The organism is Pedobacter quisquiliarum, assembly GCF_014642175.1.
GTDB classification, from domain to species: domain Bacteria; phylum Bacteroidota; class Bacteroidia; order Sphingobacteriales; family Sphingobacteriaceae; genus Pedobacter; species Pedobacter quisquiliarum.
In genome coordinates this window covers 1-17,781 of record NZ_BMIL01000011.1, presented here as the reverse complement: position 1 = coordinate 17,781, position 17,781 = coordinate 1, and the positions used below count along the sequence as shown (strand labels likewise).

Below are 17,781 nucleotides of genomic sequence, written 5' to 3'. Positions count from 1 at the left end.
TCCATAAAAAAGCCGGATCAAGTTCTTTGATCCGGCTTTTTGTAGCTGTTAATACTACTTGAAATCCGCAGCTGTTAGCGGTGCATTTAAAGTTATATCCTTCAGAGACATGCCCATAGTCTGGGTTGTTTCACCCACTGGTATGGTCTGAACAAGTTTATAAGGAAACATTATATCTCCAATCTTTTTGTATTCGCTGAAAGAAATCTCGATCAGCACTTCCTTGTCACCAATTTTAGTATACCGGTCTTCTCTAACCAGCAGTCCGCTTTTTGCATCGTAGTAATCCGACTTTCTAGTGCCATTATGCATTACCACGTTAAGCTTGTAAGCCGGTGCGCCGTTCACTTGCACAACTCCGCCATCCTCAACTTTAGCACTGCTGTAGTAAAGTTGTTCAAAAATACCCTTTCTGGCTTTCTTCTCTTTTACTTCTTCAGCAGTATAGTTGATGCTCGCAGGTCCTTGTACCTTGATGCCGGTGGTCCCATCAAAAGTGTCCTTCATTACCGTTGTGCCGCCCATAGATACAATCGTCGCTTCCATGTTTGGTGCCATCTGCTTCACCACCAGGTTAAGCTTCTGACCCATTACTTCAAAGTCGCCATTTGCAGTGTATGACTTCACCTTGCTCAATGCTGCTTCACCGCCAATTGCCTTTAAGTATGTAACAATGACCTCTGCAGGTGCCTTCTTCGGTACACCAACCACAGCAGCTTCATTCACTGGTTTCGCGTACTTGTCGTACAGCTTAACATCATAGCCCAACTTCTTCAATCCTGGCAAGATGTCATCCTGTTTACCAACGATAATTACACGCGCATCGTCATGACCGAAGTATTTCTTACTCACGCGTAACACATCTTCCTGCGTCACGGCATTGATCTTTTGCAAATAGGTTCTGTAGAAATCCTTTGGCAGATCGTTGATCATGATGTTCAACGCAAAAGATGCCATTCTAGCAGGGTTTTCAAGTCCCAACGCGAAAGTACCATTGTACAGGTTTTTTGCATTCTGAAGATCTACGGCACTTACTTTTTCACTGCGCATGATGTTGATCTCTCTTAAAAACTCAACAACAGCGCTATCCACCTTTTCATTTCTTACCGCAGCATTAGCGCTGAATTTAGCTTGAAAGCGGCCTGATCCCGTTGAGGAGTACGCACCATAAGTGAAGCCATGTTTCTCACGAAGATTCGTGAAAAGCTTCGCATCTGAACCACCACCCAAAATCTGATTCGCAAGCAATACCGCATGGTAATCCGGACTGCTTAAAGGCAGGTCAACAAGGTTGGTAACCGTAATTTCTGCCTGTACTGCCGTAGGTACATCGATCAGCGCGATCTCTGTCTGCGTTGGATTTTTCACCGACGCTAGTTTAGGCAAAGTAAGGGTAGTGCCTTTCCAGTCGCCAAAGGCCTTTGTAGCCAAGGCTTTTGCCGCAGCAGGTGTAATGTCACCCACAAAGGTCAGATAGCCTCTTGAAGGGGTGATGTATTTGCTGTATGCCGATTTCACGTCTTCCAGGGTGATCGCATTCACCGATTGCTCAGAAACGAACTCTCCCATCGGGTGATCGGTGCCATAGCTGATTGCATTCACAACGCGGCCTGAGATTGCCGATGCACTGCGCTCGTTAGATTTAATGCCCGTTAGCGTCTGTGATTTCAACTTGTCGAATGATGCCTGTGGGAATGCTGGATTACGCAGTGCTTCTGCCATCAGCATAAAAGCATCATTGAAATAGCGTGTCAATGAAGAAGCAGAACCACCTGATGAGCTTACATTAACGTCTGCACCCATAAGGTCAACCGCCTCATCAAACTGCGCCTTTGTCTTTTTAGTGGTACCCTCGTTCAGCATGCCGCCCATAAGGCTTAACACCCCAGCTTTAGCGCCTTCTGTAATTGGGCCTGCATCGATGCTGTAGGTTGCAGTCACCTTTGGAAGTTTATGGTTTTCGACCACAAGAACGGTAATGCCGTTCGGCAATTTGTAGATCGCAGGATCTGCGAAAGTAATGGTAGGCGCCGGACCTGGTTTAGGTTTCTGACTTCTATCAAGCTTTTGCGCCATAACCGATTGTGCAAAAAGCCCGGTAAGCGCAAGTATGAATATTTTTCTCATCTGTTTGAAATAATGTTGTGGTGCTGAAGCCTTTAAAGAAAAAAAGCTCCATGTTCCTGGATAATTAATGTTTTGGATTCAACTACTTTTTAGGCAAATAATAAAGAACCACACGTTGATCCTTATTCAGATACTTCTTCGCCACCGCTCTGATTTCCTCCGGGGTGATGGACTTTATCACGTCCAGCTCCTCATTGATGTCATTGGTGTTCTTGTTGTGGAAGGTATAACCTGAAGCCAGGTTTTCTGCCACGCCAAGCATCCTGCTGTTTGCACTTACATAGCTGTTTTCAAACTGGTTTTGCAGCTTCTTAAACTCTTTATCCGTAATAAGTTCTGTTTGTAGCTTTAATACTTCTGCGTCAATATCCGCCAGTAAATCATTCAGTGGGGTATTGTTATTCGGTAAAGCAAGCGCGATGTAGGCACCATGATCTTCAAGACCATAGTTGAAGGCACTCACCTGTAAAGCCGTTTTCTTCTCGTCCACCATTTTACGGTTCAATCTCGAGCTGCCACCGCCAGAAAGTACAGAACTGATCATTTCCATCACCTTCGAATCTCTGGAGCGCATGCCCGGCACACGGTAAGCGGTAAAGATCGCCGGAATCTGGATGTTCGCATCATATGCCGTATCAATGATCTGCTTGTTCATTTCAGGCAGCTTGTACGGGGCTTTAACCACTGGTGCCGATTTTGGTACTTCAGCAAAGTACTTCTTCACCAGACCTTTTGTTTTTTCTACATCTATGTCGCCTGCAATGGTCAACACGGCATTCGCAGGACCATAGTATTTCTTGAAGAAGGCGAGGAATTCAGGTAGTGTAGCAGCATCAAGGTGCTCCATAGAACCAATGATCTGCCACTCGTAGGGCGTGCCCTTGAACAAATGCTTGAAGATATTTTCTGAGAACTTGCCATATGGCGAGTTGTCTACACGCAGTCTTTTTTCTTCTTTAACCACTTCATTTTGCGTTCTTACGCCAGCCTCATCAATCTTCGGCTGTAGCATACGCTCACTTTCCAGCCATAGACCAAGCTCCAGCTGGTTTGAAGGGAACATCTCGTAATAGAAAGTACGGTCCTGACTCGTATTCGCATTATTCTGCCCACCGTTACTGCTTACCGTTTTCATGAACTCACCTCTTTTAAGGTTCGGACTGCCTTCAAAAAGCAGGTGTTCAAAGAAGTGAGCAAAGCCGGTGCGTTTTGGATCTTCATCTTTAGAGCCGACGTGGTACATAACAGACACAGCCACAACGGGTGCTGTTTTATCCTGATGCAGGATGACGTGCAAGCCATTGTCGAGGTCGTACTCGGTAAATTTTACTTTTTGAGCCAAGGCGCTCAAACAAAGGCCCGATAAGACCAGGGTTGCAAGGAGATTTTTTTTCATTTATTTGATTTTGCGTTTAATGCGGAAGTTTAAGCATCCTGACCTGTAGGGAACGAGCCAGGATGCTTACTAATGTATGTAACTTTTAATGGACTTGCGCCTACGATCTCCAGGCTTTGTACTGGTTAATCAAGCCGTTTGTTGAAGCATCATGCGTATCAACCTGTTCTTCGCCTTTAAGCTCAGGCAGAATGCTTTTCGCAAGTTGTTTCCCAAGCTCCACACCCCATTGGTCAAAACTGAAGATGTTCCAGATGATGCCCTGTACAAAGATCTTATGCTCATACATCGCGATCAAAGCACCCAGGGTATACGGTGTAACTTTCTTCAACAGGAAGGAGTTCGTTGGTCTGTTGCCTTCAAACACCTTAAATGGTGCTAGTTTTTCAATTTCTTCGGCAGACTTACCATCAGCGCTTAGCTCTTCATGGATCTGCGCTTCTGTTTTACCATTCATCAGGGCCTCTGTTTGTGCAAAGAAGTTCGATAAAAGGATTGGGTGGTGTTCACCGATTGGATTTAAGCTCTGCGCAGGGGCGATGAAATCACAAGGGATCAATCGTGTACCCTGGTGAATCAGCTGGTAAAAAGCATGCTGACCGTTCGTTCCAGGCTCACCCCAGATTACCGGACCGGTTTCATAACTGACCTCTTCACCGTTGCGGTCCACATGTTTGCCGTTACTTTCCATGTCGCCCTGCTGGAAATAAGCCGCAAAGCGATGCATGTACTGGTCGTAAGGCAAAATGGCCTGTGTCTCTGCATCAAAGAAGTTGATGTACCAAACGCCCAACAAGCCCATAATCACTGGAATATTCTTCTCAAAAGGCGTACTTTCAAAATGCTGGTCGGTGGCGTGTGCACCTTTAAGCAGCTCTTCGAACTTATCGAAACCAAGGCTCAAAGCAATTGGCAAACCGATAGCACTCCAAAGAGAATAACGGCCACCTACCCAATCCCAGAATTCAAACATGTTGTCGGTATTGATACCAAAAGCCGCAACATCCTTGCTGTTTGTTGATAATGCCGCGAAATGTTTTGCGATGTCGTCCTCTGCTGCACCTTGCTCCAGGAACCAGGCTCTTGCAGAACGTGCGTTGGTCATGGTCTCTTGTGTGGTGAAGGTTTTTGAGGCCACCAGAAATAGGGTTGTTTCCGGATCTACGGTTTTCAAGGTTTCCACCATGTGTGTGCCGTCGATGTTGGACACGAAATGCATGTTCAGGTGGTTTTTATAGGCTTTCAGGGCTTCTGTAACCATCACCGGACCCAGGTCAGAACCCCCGATGCCAATGTTCACCACATCGGTAATGGCTTTGCCGGTATAACCCTTCCATTCTCCAGAAATAACCCGTGTTGCGAAGCTTTTCATCTTCTCCAGTACGCGGTTTACTTCAGGCATCACATCTTTTCCATCTACCAGAATCGGCGTATTGCTTTGATTCCGCAGCGCGATGTGTAATACTGGCCTGTTCTCTGTCTGGTTGATGGCCTCGCCACCGTACATCGCCGTTATGGCTTCATCAAGTTTGCACTCTTTGGCTAGTTGTACCAACAGCGCCATCGTGGTGTCATTGATGCGGTTTTTGGAGTAATCCAGCAAAATGTCATCAAAAAGGATGGTGAACTTCTGGAAGCGTTCCGGATCCTCTGCAAACAGCTCCTTTAGATTCTTGGTGTTGATGTCTATGAAGTGATCTGCGAGGTATTTATAAGCTTGTGTTTCAGTAAAATTAATAGTTGGAAGCATATCTGATGTTTTTATTGCTAAAATAGCAGATATTTATTCCGGTAACGAAGTAATTACCAAACTTTATGTCTTAACGCTTGATAACCCAATCCGATACTTTCTTAAGCACGGCAGGATTTACCGTTTCGCTAATCGTTGTGTACTCTAGCAGCGCGCCTGTTTCAGCCTTCTGAAGTAAGTGATTCAATCCTTCCATGGGCACAACTTCAAACTTAGACCAGCATCCGCCATTTATTTCTTACCTGCACAATTCTCCCTAAATTCGGAGCATGTTTAAAGTCCGGTCTCCATTATTCACATGCCTGCTGTTGTTCTTCCTCGTTTACGGATGCAGCCGCCCAAATGAACTCAAAGTTCTTGAAAGCAGTTCCGCATCCTACATCGCCGTGGCTGGTCCAGACACGGCAACCTTGGCGCTCAGTATCAAGGGTAGCACCTTCAAAGGGCGATGTGCCATCAACTTTGCCGGTCGGTTTATAGACTCAGGTGAAGTGAGAGGCCTTGTTCGTGGAGATTCCCTGCTGGGCGACTTTCACTACCTGCATTACGGACTGGAGTGGAAGCGTGTGGCTTTTGCGCTGTTAAAAGATGGCGATCGATTGGCCATGGGCGAGGGTGGACAGGGCGAATATTTTAACATACCCTACTTCAAGCCAGAAGAACTCCGTTTCGATAGTGTCCGATTTGTGTTTCAAAAGATAGAAAATCCTTAGCTCCACAGCAATTCGAAGCTTCGGCGGGTAAGCAACAAACTTGACCCTTATGCTACTACAAACACCGCAATTCGAAGCTTTAGCGGGTTAAGCGACAAACCTAACCGGTATGCTACTACAAACATCGTCAGCGAGGTAAATAGAGAAAGACGGCAACAAACGCTAAGGTATATCGTGACAGAAACGCTGCTACAAGCTTTGCCAGGTATATAAAGATAGAAAAGCGGCTTGCATGATGATACATGCCGTAAAAGCCCTATGATTGCGATACCCTTTATAGTTCGCGAAGATTACAATGGAAAACACCGTTACAATGAAACTCGCCCAATGAATGGCACTCGTTGAAAATCCCTGAGGAAAGAAAGTAAGGTACTTCGCTACGGCCTCATTATGGCCTGCAGAACCAGAAAAAGCGTACAACCAAATTGCTACAGCATATATGTTGTACACCAGCGCAGCCAGCGCAACGAAGGTTAACACTTTTCTCATACCCTAATTTAGCTTAAATATTTTAAATAAAACGCAGCACCAAAAATGATGCTGCGTCCTTGCTCTTTTTTACCTGCTACCTCCATTTAGCAGATTCCCAAAAAACAATGCATTCAGAAAGAGCCTGTTTGTACCCAGCCAATAGCCCCTGTAAGTAGGGTCATCTGCAAACAAAATCACTTCTCCATTGCCGCTTGCGGTAGCAATGATCGCCGCTGAGTTGGCCACCTTGGCAATATTCGCCTTAGATGCATAACCATTGATGAATGGCTGACTGGTATATTGTGCTACAGTTGCGTACTTATTGCTGCTGGGTACCAGCAAGGTCGGACCATTCTTATTGATGAAGAGCTTCCGGTCTGTGATCCCAAACGCAATTGGATGCGTAATGTCTAAGTCTGCCTGAAAAATCGCACCATTAATTCTTTTCGAACCCTCAACATCTTCCTGACGAGCATAGTCCAAACGAGCCGACGTTGCAGCAGCTTTTCCTTGACCGGCATTCGCTTTGGCGCCATCACCTTTACCCGCTTCTGCTTTAGCGCCATCACTTTTCTGCCCTTCTTCAGGTTTCCCCGCAGCTACCGCAGGAGTTAAGTCACCCGGCCGCCTGAACACATCCGTCTGTGCAAGCTTCTCCTGAACCAGGTTGTTCGCCACGGCCCAGGCGGTTGCCGTTTGAAACGTGATTAAAGTTCCGCCAGCCTCTACCCAGGATTTGATCCGCGCTACGGTGGCTTGGTCCCAAGCGCTGTAGTTCCCTGCAGGCAGCACAATCACGTTATACCTGGCCAATGGTGCCCTGGCAAAAGTGCTCAGGTCGAGTTTAGACACCGGCAGGTCCAGCTGCTGGTTCAGTAAAAACCAGACCTGACCAGCTTCAGAAGCGGTTACACCCTGACCGAATGCTACGGCTACTTCCGGCTTTCTGGTCGCCCGGATGTTGCTGCTGCCAAGGTCGATCCCCGCAGCGCTGAAGCCAGAATTTACCCCAAGGACATCAATGTTGGTGCTGTTTGCCACGGCATTTACAGCCGCAAAAAGCGAATCAGCCGTAAGGCGCTGCCCTACAACCGGAATCACCAATGATCCTGGTAAAAATGATACTTCACCGGTAGCGGTCTTCGCTGAGAAGCCCTTAAACGCAGTTTTCACCAGTACATCTTTGCGCTGCAGTTCGTACAGTGCCTTGGTATAATTGTAGTCTGTCGAATTGATCAGGTACGCATAACCCGATTTAGCAATCACTGGTTTTGTGCCGGAAGCGGGCAGCTGAAGTACTGCCGCGCCTTTGGAAACTGCACCCTTAAGCTTTGCGTATTTTAACCCATAAGCATGGATCAGGCTCCAGCCTGTATTATCATAGAATATGCTGTCCTTCAGAGTGTTTTCTTCAAAGATGGAATGCACCAACAGGAAATTAGGTTGCGCGGAAGGAACCACGTATGCGCTTCCTTTTTCAAAGGTCTTTCCATCCTGCGTGATCTTGGAAGGCACTTCAAACACCTCAATCCGATGCTGCAGCAGCAGGTTTAGAAATTTATTTGTAAGTGTCTTATCCTTGATGTCACCAAAGACAAAGCCCTTTGCCGGGTTTTTCTGCCCCTGACTAAGTGCATATTTAAAGAAGTCTTTCTGCACTTTAAACAATCCTGCTTTTTCAGCAATGGCCCCTTTAATGGTCGAGAAGCTGGTGCGCAGATGATTTCTGATGGTAAAGGCGAAGGACAGCGGACCATTGTTGGATTCCTGGAGTATGCCGCGTGAACTGGCTTGCTCAAAAGTTGCGGCGACAGAGCCAAAGAACTTCGGATAGGTAGAACCATAGATCGGCGACAGGTTGTCGTAGTTCTCCTTGGTGAAATACAGGGAGCCAATCTCGTCGAGCGCCTCCGCGTGATACTTGGCTAAGGTTACCTGGAACTCGTATAAGAATTGCGGTATAATCGGACTTTCATGGCTCTTTGGTGTCGGTTCAAAGTAATAGGTGGCATTGGTGCCCTGCTCATGGAAATCGATCTGCACATTCGGATACCATTTATGGAAAAAGGCAATCCGGTTACGACTTTCAATTTGCACTAAGTTCAGCCAATCGCGGTTTAGGTCTGTGAAATAGTGGTTGGTACGTCCATTTGGCCAGCCCTCCTGATGTTCTTTATCCAACGGATCGCCAACAGCCGGAAAAGAGTGGTAAGCATTATGCCAGTTTGCTGCGCGGTCCCGCCCGTCGGGATTCAGTGCTGGATCAATAAAAATCACTGCACCTGAAAGCCAGTTCTGGGTCTCTGCATCATCGCTTGCGGCGAGGTAATAACCCGCCAGTAAGCTGGCCTCCGTGCTGGACGTTTCATTTCCATGCACACCATAGCCCAGGTGGATAATGACAGGTGCATTGTTGCTGAGTACAGGTTTAGCAGGATCCACCTGATTCAGGTGCTCCTGCCTGATGTTTTCCAGGTTGCCGTAGTTCGCCGGAGAGGTGATGGTCACGATGACCTGCTCACGCTGCTCATAGGTTTTACCGATACCTTCCACATGTACCCGGTCCGATACTTTGGAAAGTTCTTTAAAATACGCAACCACCTGGTCGTATCTGGTAAAATACGTGCCGATGGGATATCCCAGAAACTGTTCCGGTGTTGGAACTTTAGGATTGAGGTTGCTGGTTTTAGCAAAGAAATAGCTGTTCTGCGCGCTTACGTTGAAGGTCGCGATAATGCTGAGCAGCAAGGTGAGTTTTAAAATGCTTTGAAAATGTTTCATGGTTGGAGGTTTGGTTTAGCAAAGGTTAATAGCCTGGATTTTGAGTGAGGTCGGGATCAGACTGTACATCTGATAAAGGCAGTGGGAACAGCCAGAAGTTTCTATTCGATAGGCCCAGTACGGCTTCTGCACGCCCTGTTCTGGTGAGGTCGAACCAGCGGTGCGCCTCGAAAGCAAATTCAACCGCATTTTCCGCTTCAATGGCCAGCAGTAATGCTGCCTGTGTGCTAGCTTGTGTTGGTGGAACCTCCGCGCGAAGGCGAATGGTGTTGAGCTCTGCCGCAGCTTCAGTAAGCTTACCAAGGTGTGCCCGCGCTTCTGCACGGATCAGGTACAATTCTGAGATTCTGATCAGGTAAGCCGGATCGGTACTGGTGCCGGCCGTATTATAAAGTACGCCATACACCGTATTGCCCGTCCCGGCGAGCAGACTCTTCCTGCTGCCGCCCACCAAAGGATCGTTAAGCTTATTCACCAATGCCTCTGAAGGTTTAAGCGTGTATTGGCCACCTGCCGAACTCGGATACCACAGGTTCCAGAAGGCATTCCGGTCGTTTGGTGAAAAAGCGAGTTCCAGCACAGATTCTGTACTTTGAAAGGGTGCTGTAAAAAAGGCATTATAAGGTTTTACCAGTGCAAACTTTGGATTGTTGATCACCTGCGTGGCGTAATTTTCAGCATCTGCCCACTGCTCACGGTAAAGGTGTAAGCGGGCCCGCAGTGCGAAAACAGTACTTTTCTGTGCGCGGTTACGGGTGGTTGCATCTTCGGGTAGCAATGCTTCCGCACGAACCAGATCGGCAAGCACCTGGTCATAAGTTTGGTCCAACGTACTTCGCTTGATCCCTTTCAGCCCGTCGAGCGAAGTTGTAGGCTCGAGTTGGATCTGCACACCGCCCCATCCCCGGGCAAGGTCAAAATACGACAATGCACGAATGAAGTATGCCTCACCCAGGATTCTGTCCTTTTCAGCATTGCTCAACGTTGGATCATTTACCGCCGGCACATAAGCAATCACGCTGTTGGCCGAATTGATCGCCCGGTAGATGCCCTGGTAAGCAGCTACGGTAATCACGTTGTCGGTTGGTATGGCGTTCTGATCCAGCTGCAGATACTGGCTCAAGGTGCCGTTAAATACCACATTGTCGGTGGTAATGGTGCCCAACGTCGGATAGCTTGCCGCATAGTACTCCTGCAGCCGGTCATATGCGCCGATTATTGCTGCTCTTGCCGTACCTGCATCAGTAATGGCGGTTTCGGTTGGCAATGCGTTATTGGGCGTCTCTTCGAGGAATTTCTTGCAGGACGTGATGCTAAGCAGTACAATGCCAAGGAAGAGTGTGGTTTTTATATGTTGTAGAGTCATGACTTTGCTTTTAAAATTTAGAAGGTTACACTTGCGCCGACTTGGAAGGTCCTTGGCTGCGGCACGGTGGCCCAGTCGTAACCGGCTGTATTCTGATTATTGCTTTGTGAACTTACTTCCGGATCTAGTCCCCCGTACTTCGTAAAAGTTAACAGGTTGGTGCCTTGCGCATAGATCCGAAGTTTGTTCATGCCGATCTTTCTGGATACCACTGTAGGGAAGGTGTAGCCCAGGGTAAGTGTCTTCAACCGCAGGAAGGAACCATCTTCCAGGTATCTGGAGCTCAGGCTTGCCACATTACCGCCGTAATTGTTGGCTGCACCGCCATTTGCTGTCGGATTCCCGGAATAGGTGGTCAGTCGTGGGATATCTGTTACATCTCCGGGCTGCTGCCAGCGCTCCAACTGCCGCGGCAGAAAGCCGATATTGGCCTGCGTGCCGCCATGAACCATGAAGAAGTCGTTCATGTTCATGATTTTGTTCCCCTTCTGGAAATAGAAGAAGAAACTAAAATCCAGTCCCTTGTAGGTAATGTTGTTCGTTAAACCGCCGGTATAATCCGGCAGTGCATTGCCAACAATCTGCCGGTCCGCAGAGGTGATGATGCCGTCGTTATTTACATCATCGTAAACGGCATTCCCGGTTTGTGGGTCAACAGATAGCTGTTTGTAAAGCTGGAAGGAGTTTACCGCATAGCCCTGTTTTAAAATGGAGATATTTCTGCCGGAAGCACCAAGACTGATGTCGGAGGCTAGCTTTTCAATCTTATTCTTGTTGAAGGATACGTTGAAATTTGTGGTCCAGCTGAAGTTTTCTGTTTGGATGTTGGTCGAGTTTATGCCAAGTTCATAACCCTTGTTCCGTACCGCACCATAGTTCTGCAGGTAAGATGCAAACCCCGAGCGGTATGGCACGGGTACGTTCAACAGCAGGTCGTACGTGTATTTGTTGTAATAATCAGCAACGATGCTGAGTTTGTTTTTGAGGATGCCGAACTCGGCGCCAAGGTTAAACTGCCTGGTGGTTTCCCAGGTAAGGTCTGGATTGGCGAGCTGTGTAGGTGCAATTCCTGGCTGCTCCAGGTAGTTGGCGCCGGACGACCATAAGCCTTGTGCGGCATAGGCGCCAATGCCGTTTTGATTTCCGGACAATCCAATGCTTGCACGAAGTTTTAACTCATCAAAAACGTTCAGGTTTTTAATGAACGCTTCCTCTCCCACAAGCCAGGCAACACCACCTGAAGGGAAGTAGCCCCAGCGTTTATTGGCGCCGAATTTGGATGAGCCATCCGCACGAATACTACCGTCGATGATGTATTTGTTTTTATAGGTATAGCTCACCTTACTGAAAAAGGAAAGCAGTTTTGAGCTGCTGCGGAAAGAAGAGCCCGATCGCGTAGCGGCAACAGCCACAGAGCGCAGGCTGTTCGCCGCGAAGCCGGTGCCAGTTGCACTCGTACCTTCATTTAGTACGGTGTTTATGGTGTTTCCGACAAGCGCATTCAGGTTATGTTGTTTGTTTTCTCCAAAGGTTTTAATATAGGTTAGCACCTGTTCGTTGGTCAGCACCAGGTTCTTGTTTTCGGATGATGAGGCGGAACCACGGTTAGCAATCCCTGCGCTGATTAAGGTATTCGAGTAGCTGTTGTCGTATTCGCTGCTGTTGTCTATGCTCCAGCTGCTTCTCAGTTTAAGTTCCGGCAGGAAGCTATACTCGCCGTAGATGTTGCCGATCGTTCGCCAACCCACCGCTTTATTGTCGAGGTTTTCAATCAGCGCCAGGTGGTTGTCGAAGCTGCCATAGCGAGCGAAAGTGCCGTCTTCATTAAAAATGGGCAGGTAAGACCGGGGGAAAAGGGCAGAGTTGATGACACCGGTTGGGCTATTGTCACTGCCGCTCAGGTTTCTTTCTGACCGGGTGAAGTTCAGGCTGGTGCCGACCTTCAGTTTGTCATTCAGGAAGTTGTCGTAATTCAAACGACCTGCATATCGGGTGTAATCAGATGGTTTTACAATGGATTCCTGATTCAGGTAGCCCAGGCTGATGTAATAGGTGCTCTTATCTGTTCCCCCTTGCGTTGATAGTTCGTAGTTAGATGTTTTAGCAGTCAGGAACAATCCCGAAATACGATCGTAGGTGGGTAATGACTCCGGATTTGGAAAGGGCAGGGTTATGGTACTCGGATCTATACCGTTGTCAATAGCGGTGTTTATTCTGGACTCATTTGTGAGTCGCGCAACATCAGGACCGTTGGCGACGTCATACTTGTCGACCGCGGCCGACCAGCCCTGAATGGTGTTGAAGTTTATGCGTGCATTGGTGTTGCGTTTACCACGTTTGGTGGTTACGATAACAACACCATTTGCACCTAATGATCCATAGATGGCTGTGGCGTTGGCATCTTTAAGGATCTGAATATTTTCTATGTCAGAAGGGTTTAAATCTGCAATGGGGTTGGAGGCTTGCTGGTTACCCAGACCAGCGGTAATGGGATCGGCATTGCTGACAAAAACGCCATCTATGATGTACAGTGGGTCAACAGAAGCATTGATGGAGTTATTACCTCGTACACGAAAGGTGATGCCGCCACCAGGTACCCCGGAGTTTGAACTCACCTGCACACCAGTGGTTTTACCCTGTAGAAGCTGATTGAAACCTCCTGAAGGTTGATCCTGCACAATCTTTCCACTGACACTGGAAATGGAGCTGGCAATATACTTCCGCTGCTGGGTACTGTAGCCCGTAACGACAATGTCGCTTAGTTGTACCTGACTTTCTTCCAGGAAGATGGTAACGGGTGTGCCATTTACAACGGTTTCCTGCTGAATGTAGCCAATGTAGCTCACCTGCAAGGTGTAGGGGAAGGCTTGGCCGGTGTTAAAGGTGAACTTGCCATCCTGGTCTGCAGAGACGGCATGGGTGGTGCCTTTAATCTTAAGCACTGCACCGGCAAGGGGTTGTTTCGTTCGGGCATCGAGGATTGTGCCCTGAAGTCGGGACTTAATGGTCGCTGGGTTTACCTGCGCAGCACCAAGCTGCGCCCAAAGGGCAAGCAGGGTCACGCAGAAACCTTTTGTAAACAAAGATTTCATGGTTATTTAGGTTGGAGGTTTAAGGCAATAGCATTCCTGCTGCGCTGGCGCACATGATTATTTTAAAGCAGGAATTTATATTCTTTATAGACCGGGGATCGGCCGTAAGCGGGGGATTAACACATGCACATACACATTCGAAAAAAGCCATTGTCAGCAGCAACTTGTGGTTCTAAAGCAGCAACTGGCATTTGGACTTTTTTCGTAAGGATCAGATCCTTTTCTGTGGCATGTGTTGAATACATATTAAAGTCTATTAAATTGATAGACAAATATAGCGCTATTATCCACGAATCAAAATTATATTTTAAATAAAACACAATAAAAACCACAAACCGTATAAAATTTGGAGAATATGCCGTTATAAGTAAAATCTACAAGCTACACGTTTATGTTTAATTGCCTTTTTAAGGTAAAAACATCCCGGAGATTTGGATTATTCCAAGCTTAATCGTAATATTACAATAGAATATGGGACTTACAAAAACAGAAATCTTTACAGCAGAACAAAATCAGCTGGCACAATTGCTAAAAGCAATGGCGCATCCGGCGCGGATTGCCATTTTACAAAGGATCATGGCCTCAAACACTTGCATCTGTGGTGATTTGGTAGATGAGCTTGGACTTGCGCAGGCGACCATTTCACAGCACTTAAAAGAACTTAAGAACGCTGGAATTATCCAGGGTACAATCGAAGGGGTAAGTGTGTGTTATTGCATCAACCCGGAGATCTGGGGTTTAATGACTGCGCAGATTGGAACTTTTTTAAACGCCTACAAAGGACCAGTAAGCTGCTGTTAGCATTTTTTTTGTTTCCATTAATCGTAAAATTTTTATCATGAAACTATCAGAAGTAAAACAATACCTGTCGAACGCAGAAAGCGTAAACTTCAAACTCGAAGACGGCACCATGGTGCCAGAACATTTCCATGTTACCGAAGTGGGCATCATCACGAAAGACTTCATTGACTGTGGCGGCGTGGTTAGGCATGAGAAAGTGGCCAACTTCCAACTCTGGAATGCCGATGATCATGAACATCGCCTAAAAGCCGGAAAACTGCTGAGCATTATCGGATTGTCAGAAAAGGTATTGGGTATGGAAGACCTGGATATTGAAGTTGAATATCAGGCACAAACCATAGGAAAGTACGACCTGGGTTATGATGGTGAAAATTTCCTGCTTTTGTCCAAGCAAACGGCTTGCCTCGCACCAGAACAATGTGGCGTACCGGCAGAAAAGCCTAAACTGCAGATGCAGAATCTTGCGGCAACAGGCGGCGTTTGTACACCGGGCGGAGGCTGCTGCTAACATTAAAGATAGCACCTAGCGAATAGAAATGATGAAGAAAATACTCGTATTATGTACCGGCAACAGCTGCAGAAGTCAGCTGGCCGAAGGTTACCTCAGGCATTTTGCTGCGGGAAGGGCTGAAGTCTACAGTGCCGGTGTGGAAACGCATGGACTGAATCCCAAAGCTGTCGAAACGATGAGAGCTGATGGCATCGATATTTCAAAGCATACTTCAAATAACATCAACGAATATCAGGATGTTGCGTTCGACTACGTGATTACGGTTTGTGATCATGCCAGGGAGGTTTGTCCCTTCTTTCCCTCGGATGCGAAAAAGTTCCATTACAACTTTCCCGACCCGGCCAAAGCAACAGGCACAGAAGCGGAAATTAATGCAGCTTTCGAGCGTGTCAGAGACATGATCAAGCAATATTCAAAAGCTTTTATCGAAACTCATTTTTAGATGTCTGCAAATAACTGTGCACCAGCTGTACAAAGAAAGAAACTTGGTTTCTTAGACCGTTATCTCACCCTTTGGATTTTTGTTGCCATGGCAATAGGAATAAGCATTGGTCACTTCCTGCCGTCCTCTTCGGGCTTCATCAATTCTTTTTCCAGTGGAACGACAAACATCCCCCTGGCCATCGGTTTGATCTTGATGATGTATCCGCCCTTAGCAAAGGTGAAGTACGAGCAGATGAGTGAGGTATTCAAAGACACAAAGGTACTCAGCGTGTCGCTGTTGCTGAACTGGGTAGTTGGTCCAATCCTGATGTTCTTATTAGCAATCGTATTTCTGAAGGACTACCCGGAGTATATGGTGGGCCTGATCCTGATCGGCTTAGCCCGATGTATTGCCATGGTCGTCGTCTGGAATGAACTTGCGGAGGGCAACCGCGAATATGCTGCGGGCTTGATTGCGCTGAATAGTATTTTCCAGGTGTTGCTGTACAGTGTTTTCGCTTACCTGTTCATTACTGTGCTGCCGCCCTACTTTGGCATTGATGGTCTTGAAGTAAATGTAACGATCGCCGAGATTGCAAAAAGTGTAGGGATTTACCTGGGTGTGCCGTTTGCCATGGGATTGATTAGCCGCTTTGTGCTCATCCGTTTAAAAGGTGAAGATTGGTTCCAGCATAAATACATTCCATTCATATCTCCAATTACGCTGGTTGCTTTACTGTTCACCATTGTGGTGATGTTTAGCCTTAAAGGTGAGCTTATCGTGCAGATTCCACTGGATGTGGTCAGGATCGCAATTCCGCTGGTGATCTACTTCGCCATCATGTTTGTGCTCAGTTTCTTTGCAGGGCGATATTTTGGAGCCGATTATTCCAGGAGCACATCTATTGCATTCACCGCCACCGGGAACAACTTCGAGCTTGCTATTGCCGTGGCGATTGGTGTGTTCGGGATCAACTCGGGGCAGGCATTTGCAGGCGTTATCGGACCTTTGGTTGAAGTACCGGCCTTGATTGCGCTGGTCAACCTGGCCTTTTACTTCCGCAAAAAGTATTATGGCGAACCAATAAATTCATAGCTGCACCGAATTGCGGAAGTGTCTGTTTCCTAAGAATTATTATAACTTTGAAATTATGACAAAAGAACAAATACAGGATTTAAGGGACAGAGTAGCGTCGCTGAGGAGGCATCTTTGACGTCGAAAACCGACTAGAAGATATTTATATCGCGCAACAGCTTACGCTGGCGCCAGATTTTTGGGATGATCCCAAGAAAGCTGAAAAGCATCTTGCTTCATTGAACGGCATGAAGGTGTGGACTGATGCCTGGCAACAGGCGAATGCCATGCTGGAAGATACGGAGGTGCTCTTCGAGTTTATGCTCGCCGGGGATGCCTCTGCAGAAGAAATGCAGGAACAGTATGAAACCTGCCGTGCCGCCATAGAGGATTTAGAGCTTAAGAACATGCTCAGCAGCAAGGAAGACCAGCTGCATGCCGTCATGCAAATAACGGCAGGTGCGGGCGGTACAGAAAGCTGTGACTGGGCCGCCATGCTGATGCGTATGTACATCATGTGGGGTGAAAAAAATGGCTACAAGGTTACAGAACAAGATTCTCAGGAAGGGGAGGTCGCAGGCATTAAATCTGTGACGCTTCAATTTGCAGGAGAATTTTCTTACGGCTACCTTAAAGGGGAAAACGGTGTTCATCGTTTGGTCCGCATTTCACCATTCGATTCTAATGCCCGCAGGCACACTTCATTTGCTTCTGTATATGTATATCCTTTGGTGGATGACTCAATAGAGATTGAAGTGAAGGATGCGGACATAGAGTTTGAAACCTTCCGCTCCGGTGGTGCTGGAGGGCAGAATGTGAACAAGGTCGAGACGGCTGTTCGTTTGTACCACAAGCCCTCTGGGATCGTGATCAAGAACCAGGAATCACGCTCACAGCTCCAGAATAAGGAGAATGCAATGCGCCTATTGAAGTCGCAGTTGTATGAAGCTGAAATGCGTAAGCGCATGGAAGCTACTGCGTTGATTGAAGGCTCCAAGAAGAAAATTGAATGGGGCTCGCAAATCCGCAATTATGTACTGCATCCGTATAAGCTGGTGAAGGACCTTCGTACCAACTATGAAACCTCGAATGCGCAAGGCGTTCTTGATGGAGAGTTGAATGAATTTCTGAAAGCTTATTTAATGGAATTTTAAACGCCGGGCTCCTATCGGCATGTAAACTAAGGCTCCTAGGTTCCACTTTGGGAGCCTTTTATTTTTACTGAGAATTTTAAAAAGGTCAATATATTGTTGTTATGCAAAATGTGTTGACTGT

General features: G+C 47.1%; 13 protein-coding genes. 6 read left to right on the top strand and 7 right to left on the bottom strand.

What is annotated here, in order from left to right:
- Positions 1–54: 54 nt before the first annotated feature.
- From IEW69_RS14810 to pgi, 3 genes are all read right to left on the bottom strand, one after another.
- Entirely contained in the window at positions 55–2,127 is a 2,073-nt protein-coding gene (locus IEW69_RS14810; RefSeq protein WP_188627659.1) for a M16 family metallopeptidase, read from the bottom strand.
- An 82-nt stretch (positions 2,128–2,209) separates the two neighbouring features.
- Positions 2,210–3,523: a M16 family metallopeptidase gene (locus IEW69_RS14805; RefSeq protein WP_188627658.1), complete on the bottom strand. Its 1,314-nt coding sequence runs from the start codon at positions 3,521–3,523 to the stop codon at positions 2,210–2,212.
- Between the two features lie 100 nt (positions 3,524–3,623).
- Positions 3,624–5,273, bottom strand: a complete 1,650-nt coding sequence (gene pgi / locus IEW69_RS14800; RefSeq protein WP_188627657.1) for a glucose-6-phosphate isomerase — start codon at positions 5,271–5,273, stop codon at positions 3,624–3,626.
- A 269-nt stretch (positions 5,274–5,542) separates the two neighbouring features.
- On the opposite strand from pgi, the gene IEW69_RS14795 reads away from it, so the two are divergent.
- A complete protein-coding gene (locus tag IEW69_RS14795) occupies positions 5,543–5,986 on the top strand; it encodes a hypothetical protein (protein ID WP_188627656.1) in 444 nt (147 codons plus the stop codon).
- Between the two features lie 189 nt (positions 5,987–6,175).
- On the opposite strand, the gene IEW69_RS14790 is transcribed toward IEW69_RS14795, so the two are convergent.
- The 4 genes from IEW69_RS14790 to IEW69_RS14775 form a co-directional block, all read right to left on the bottom strand.
- Positions 6,176–6,475, bottom strand: coding sequence for a hypothetical protein (locus tag IEW69_RS14790; RefSeq protein WP_188627655.1), 300 nt, complete (start codon positions 6,473–6,475; stop codon positions 6,176–6,178).
- A gap of 69 nt (positions 6,476–6,544) precedes the next feature.
- Entirely contained in the window at positions 6,545–9,238 is a 2,694-nt protein-coding gene (locus IEW69_RS14785; RefSeq protein WP_188627654.1) for a M14 family metallopeptidase, read from the bottom strand.
- A gap of 25 nt (positions 9,239–9,263) precedes the next feature.
- Positions 9,264–10,604: a RagB/SusD family nutrient uptake outer membrane protein gene (locus IEW69_RS14780; RefSeq protein WP_188627653.1), complete on the bottom strand. Its 1,341-nt coding sequence runs from the start codon at positions 10,602–10,604 to the stop codon at positions 9,264–9,266.
- Positions 10,605–10,621: 17 nt separating this feature from the next.
- Complete coding sequence (locus IEW69_RS14775; RefSeq protein ID WP_188627652.1) at positions 10,622–13,696, bottom strand: SusC/RagA family TonB-linked outer membrane protein; 3,075 nt, start codon at positions 13,694–13,696, stop codon at positions 10,622–10,624.
- A gap of 471 nt (positions 13,697–14,167) precedes the next feature.
- Between IEW69_RS14775 and IEW69_RS14770 the strand changes: the two genes are divergently transcribed.
- The 5 genes from IEW69_RS14770 to prfB all read left to right on the top strand — a co-directional run bounded on the left by IEW69_RS14770 (position 14,168) and on the right by prfB (position 17,660).
- Positions 14,168–14,497: an ArsR/SmtB family transcription factor gene (locus IEW69_RS14770; protein ID WP_188627651.1), complete on the top strand. Its 330-nt coding sequence runs from the start codon at positions 14,168–14,170 to the stop codon at positions 14,495–14,497.
- A gap of 37 nt (positions 14,498–14,534) precedes the next feature.
- On the top strand, positions 14,535–15,005 hold the full coding sequence (locus tag IEW69_RS14765) for a DUF6428 family protein (RefSeq protein WP_188627650.1): 471 nt from the start codon (positions 14,535–14,537) through the stop codon (positions 15,003–15,005).
- Between the two features lie 31 nt (positions 15,006–15,036).
- Positions 15,037–15,450 carry an arsenate reductase ArsC gene (locus IEW69_RS14760; RefSeq protein ID WP_188627776.1) on the top strand — a complete coding sequence of 138 codons (414 nt, stop codon included), beginning with the start codon at positions 15,037–15,039 and terminating at the stop codon, positions 15,448–15,450.
- Positions 15,451–16,527, top strand: coding sequence for an ACR3 family arsenite efflux transporter (arsB, locus tag IEW69_RS14755; RefSeq protein WP_188627649.1), 1,077 nt, complete (start codon positions 15,451–15,453; stop codon positions 16,525–16,527). It begins immediately after the preceding gene.
- A gap of 55 nt (positions 16,528–16,582) precedes the next feature.
- Positions 16,583–17,660, top strand: a protein-coding gene (gene prfB, locus IEW69_RS14750; protein ID WP_229663636.1) for a peptide chain release factor 2 whose coding sequence is annotated in 2 segments (ribosomal slippage) — positions 16,583–16,642 and positions 16,644–17,660 — 1,077 coding nt in all. Because the reading frame shifts where the segments join, the coding sequence is not laid out codon by codon here.
- Positions 17,661–17,781: the final 121 nt, after the last annotated feature.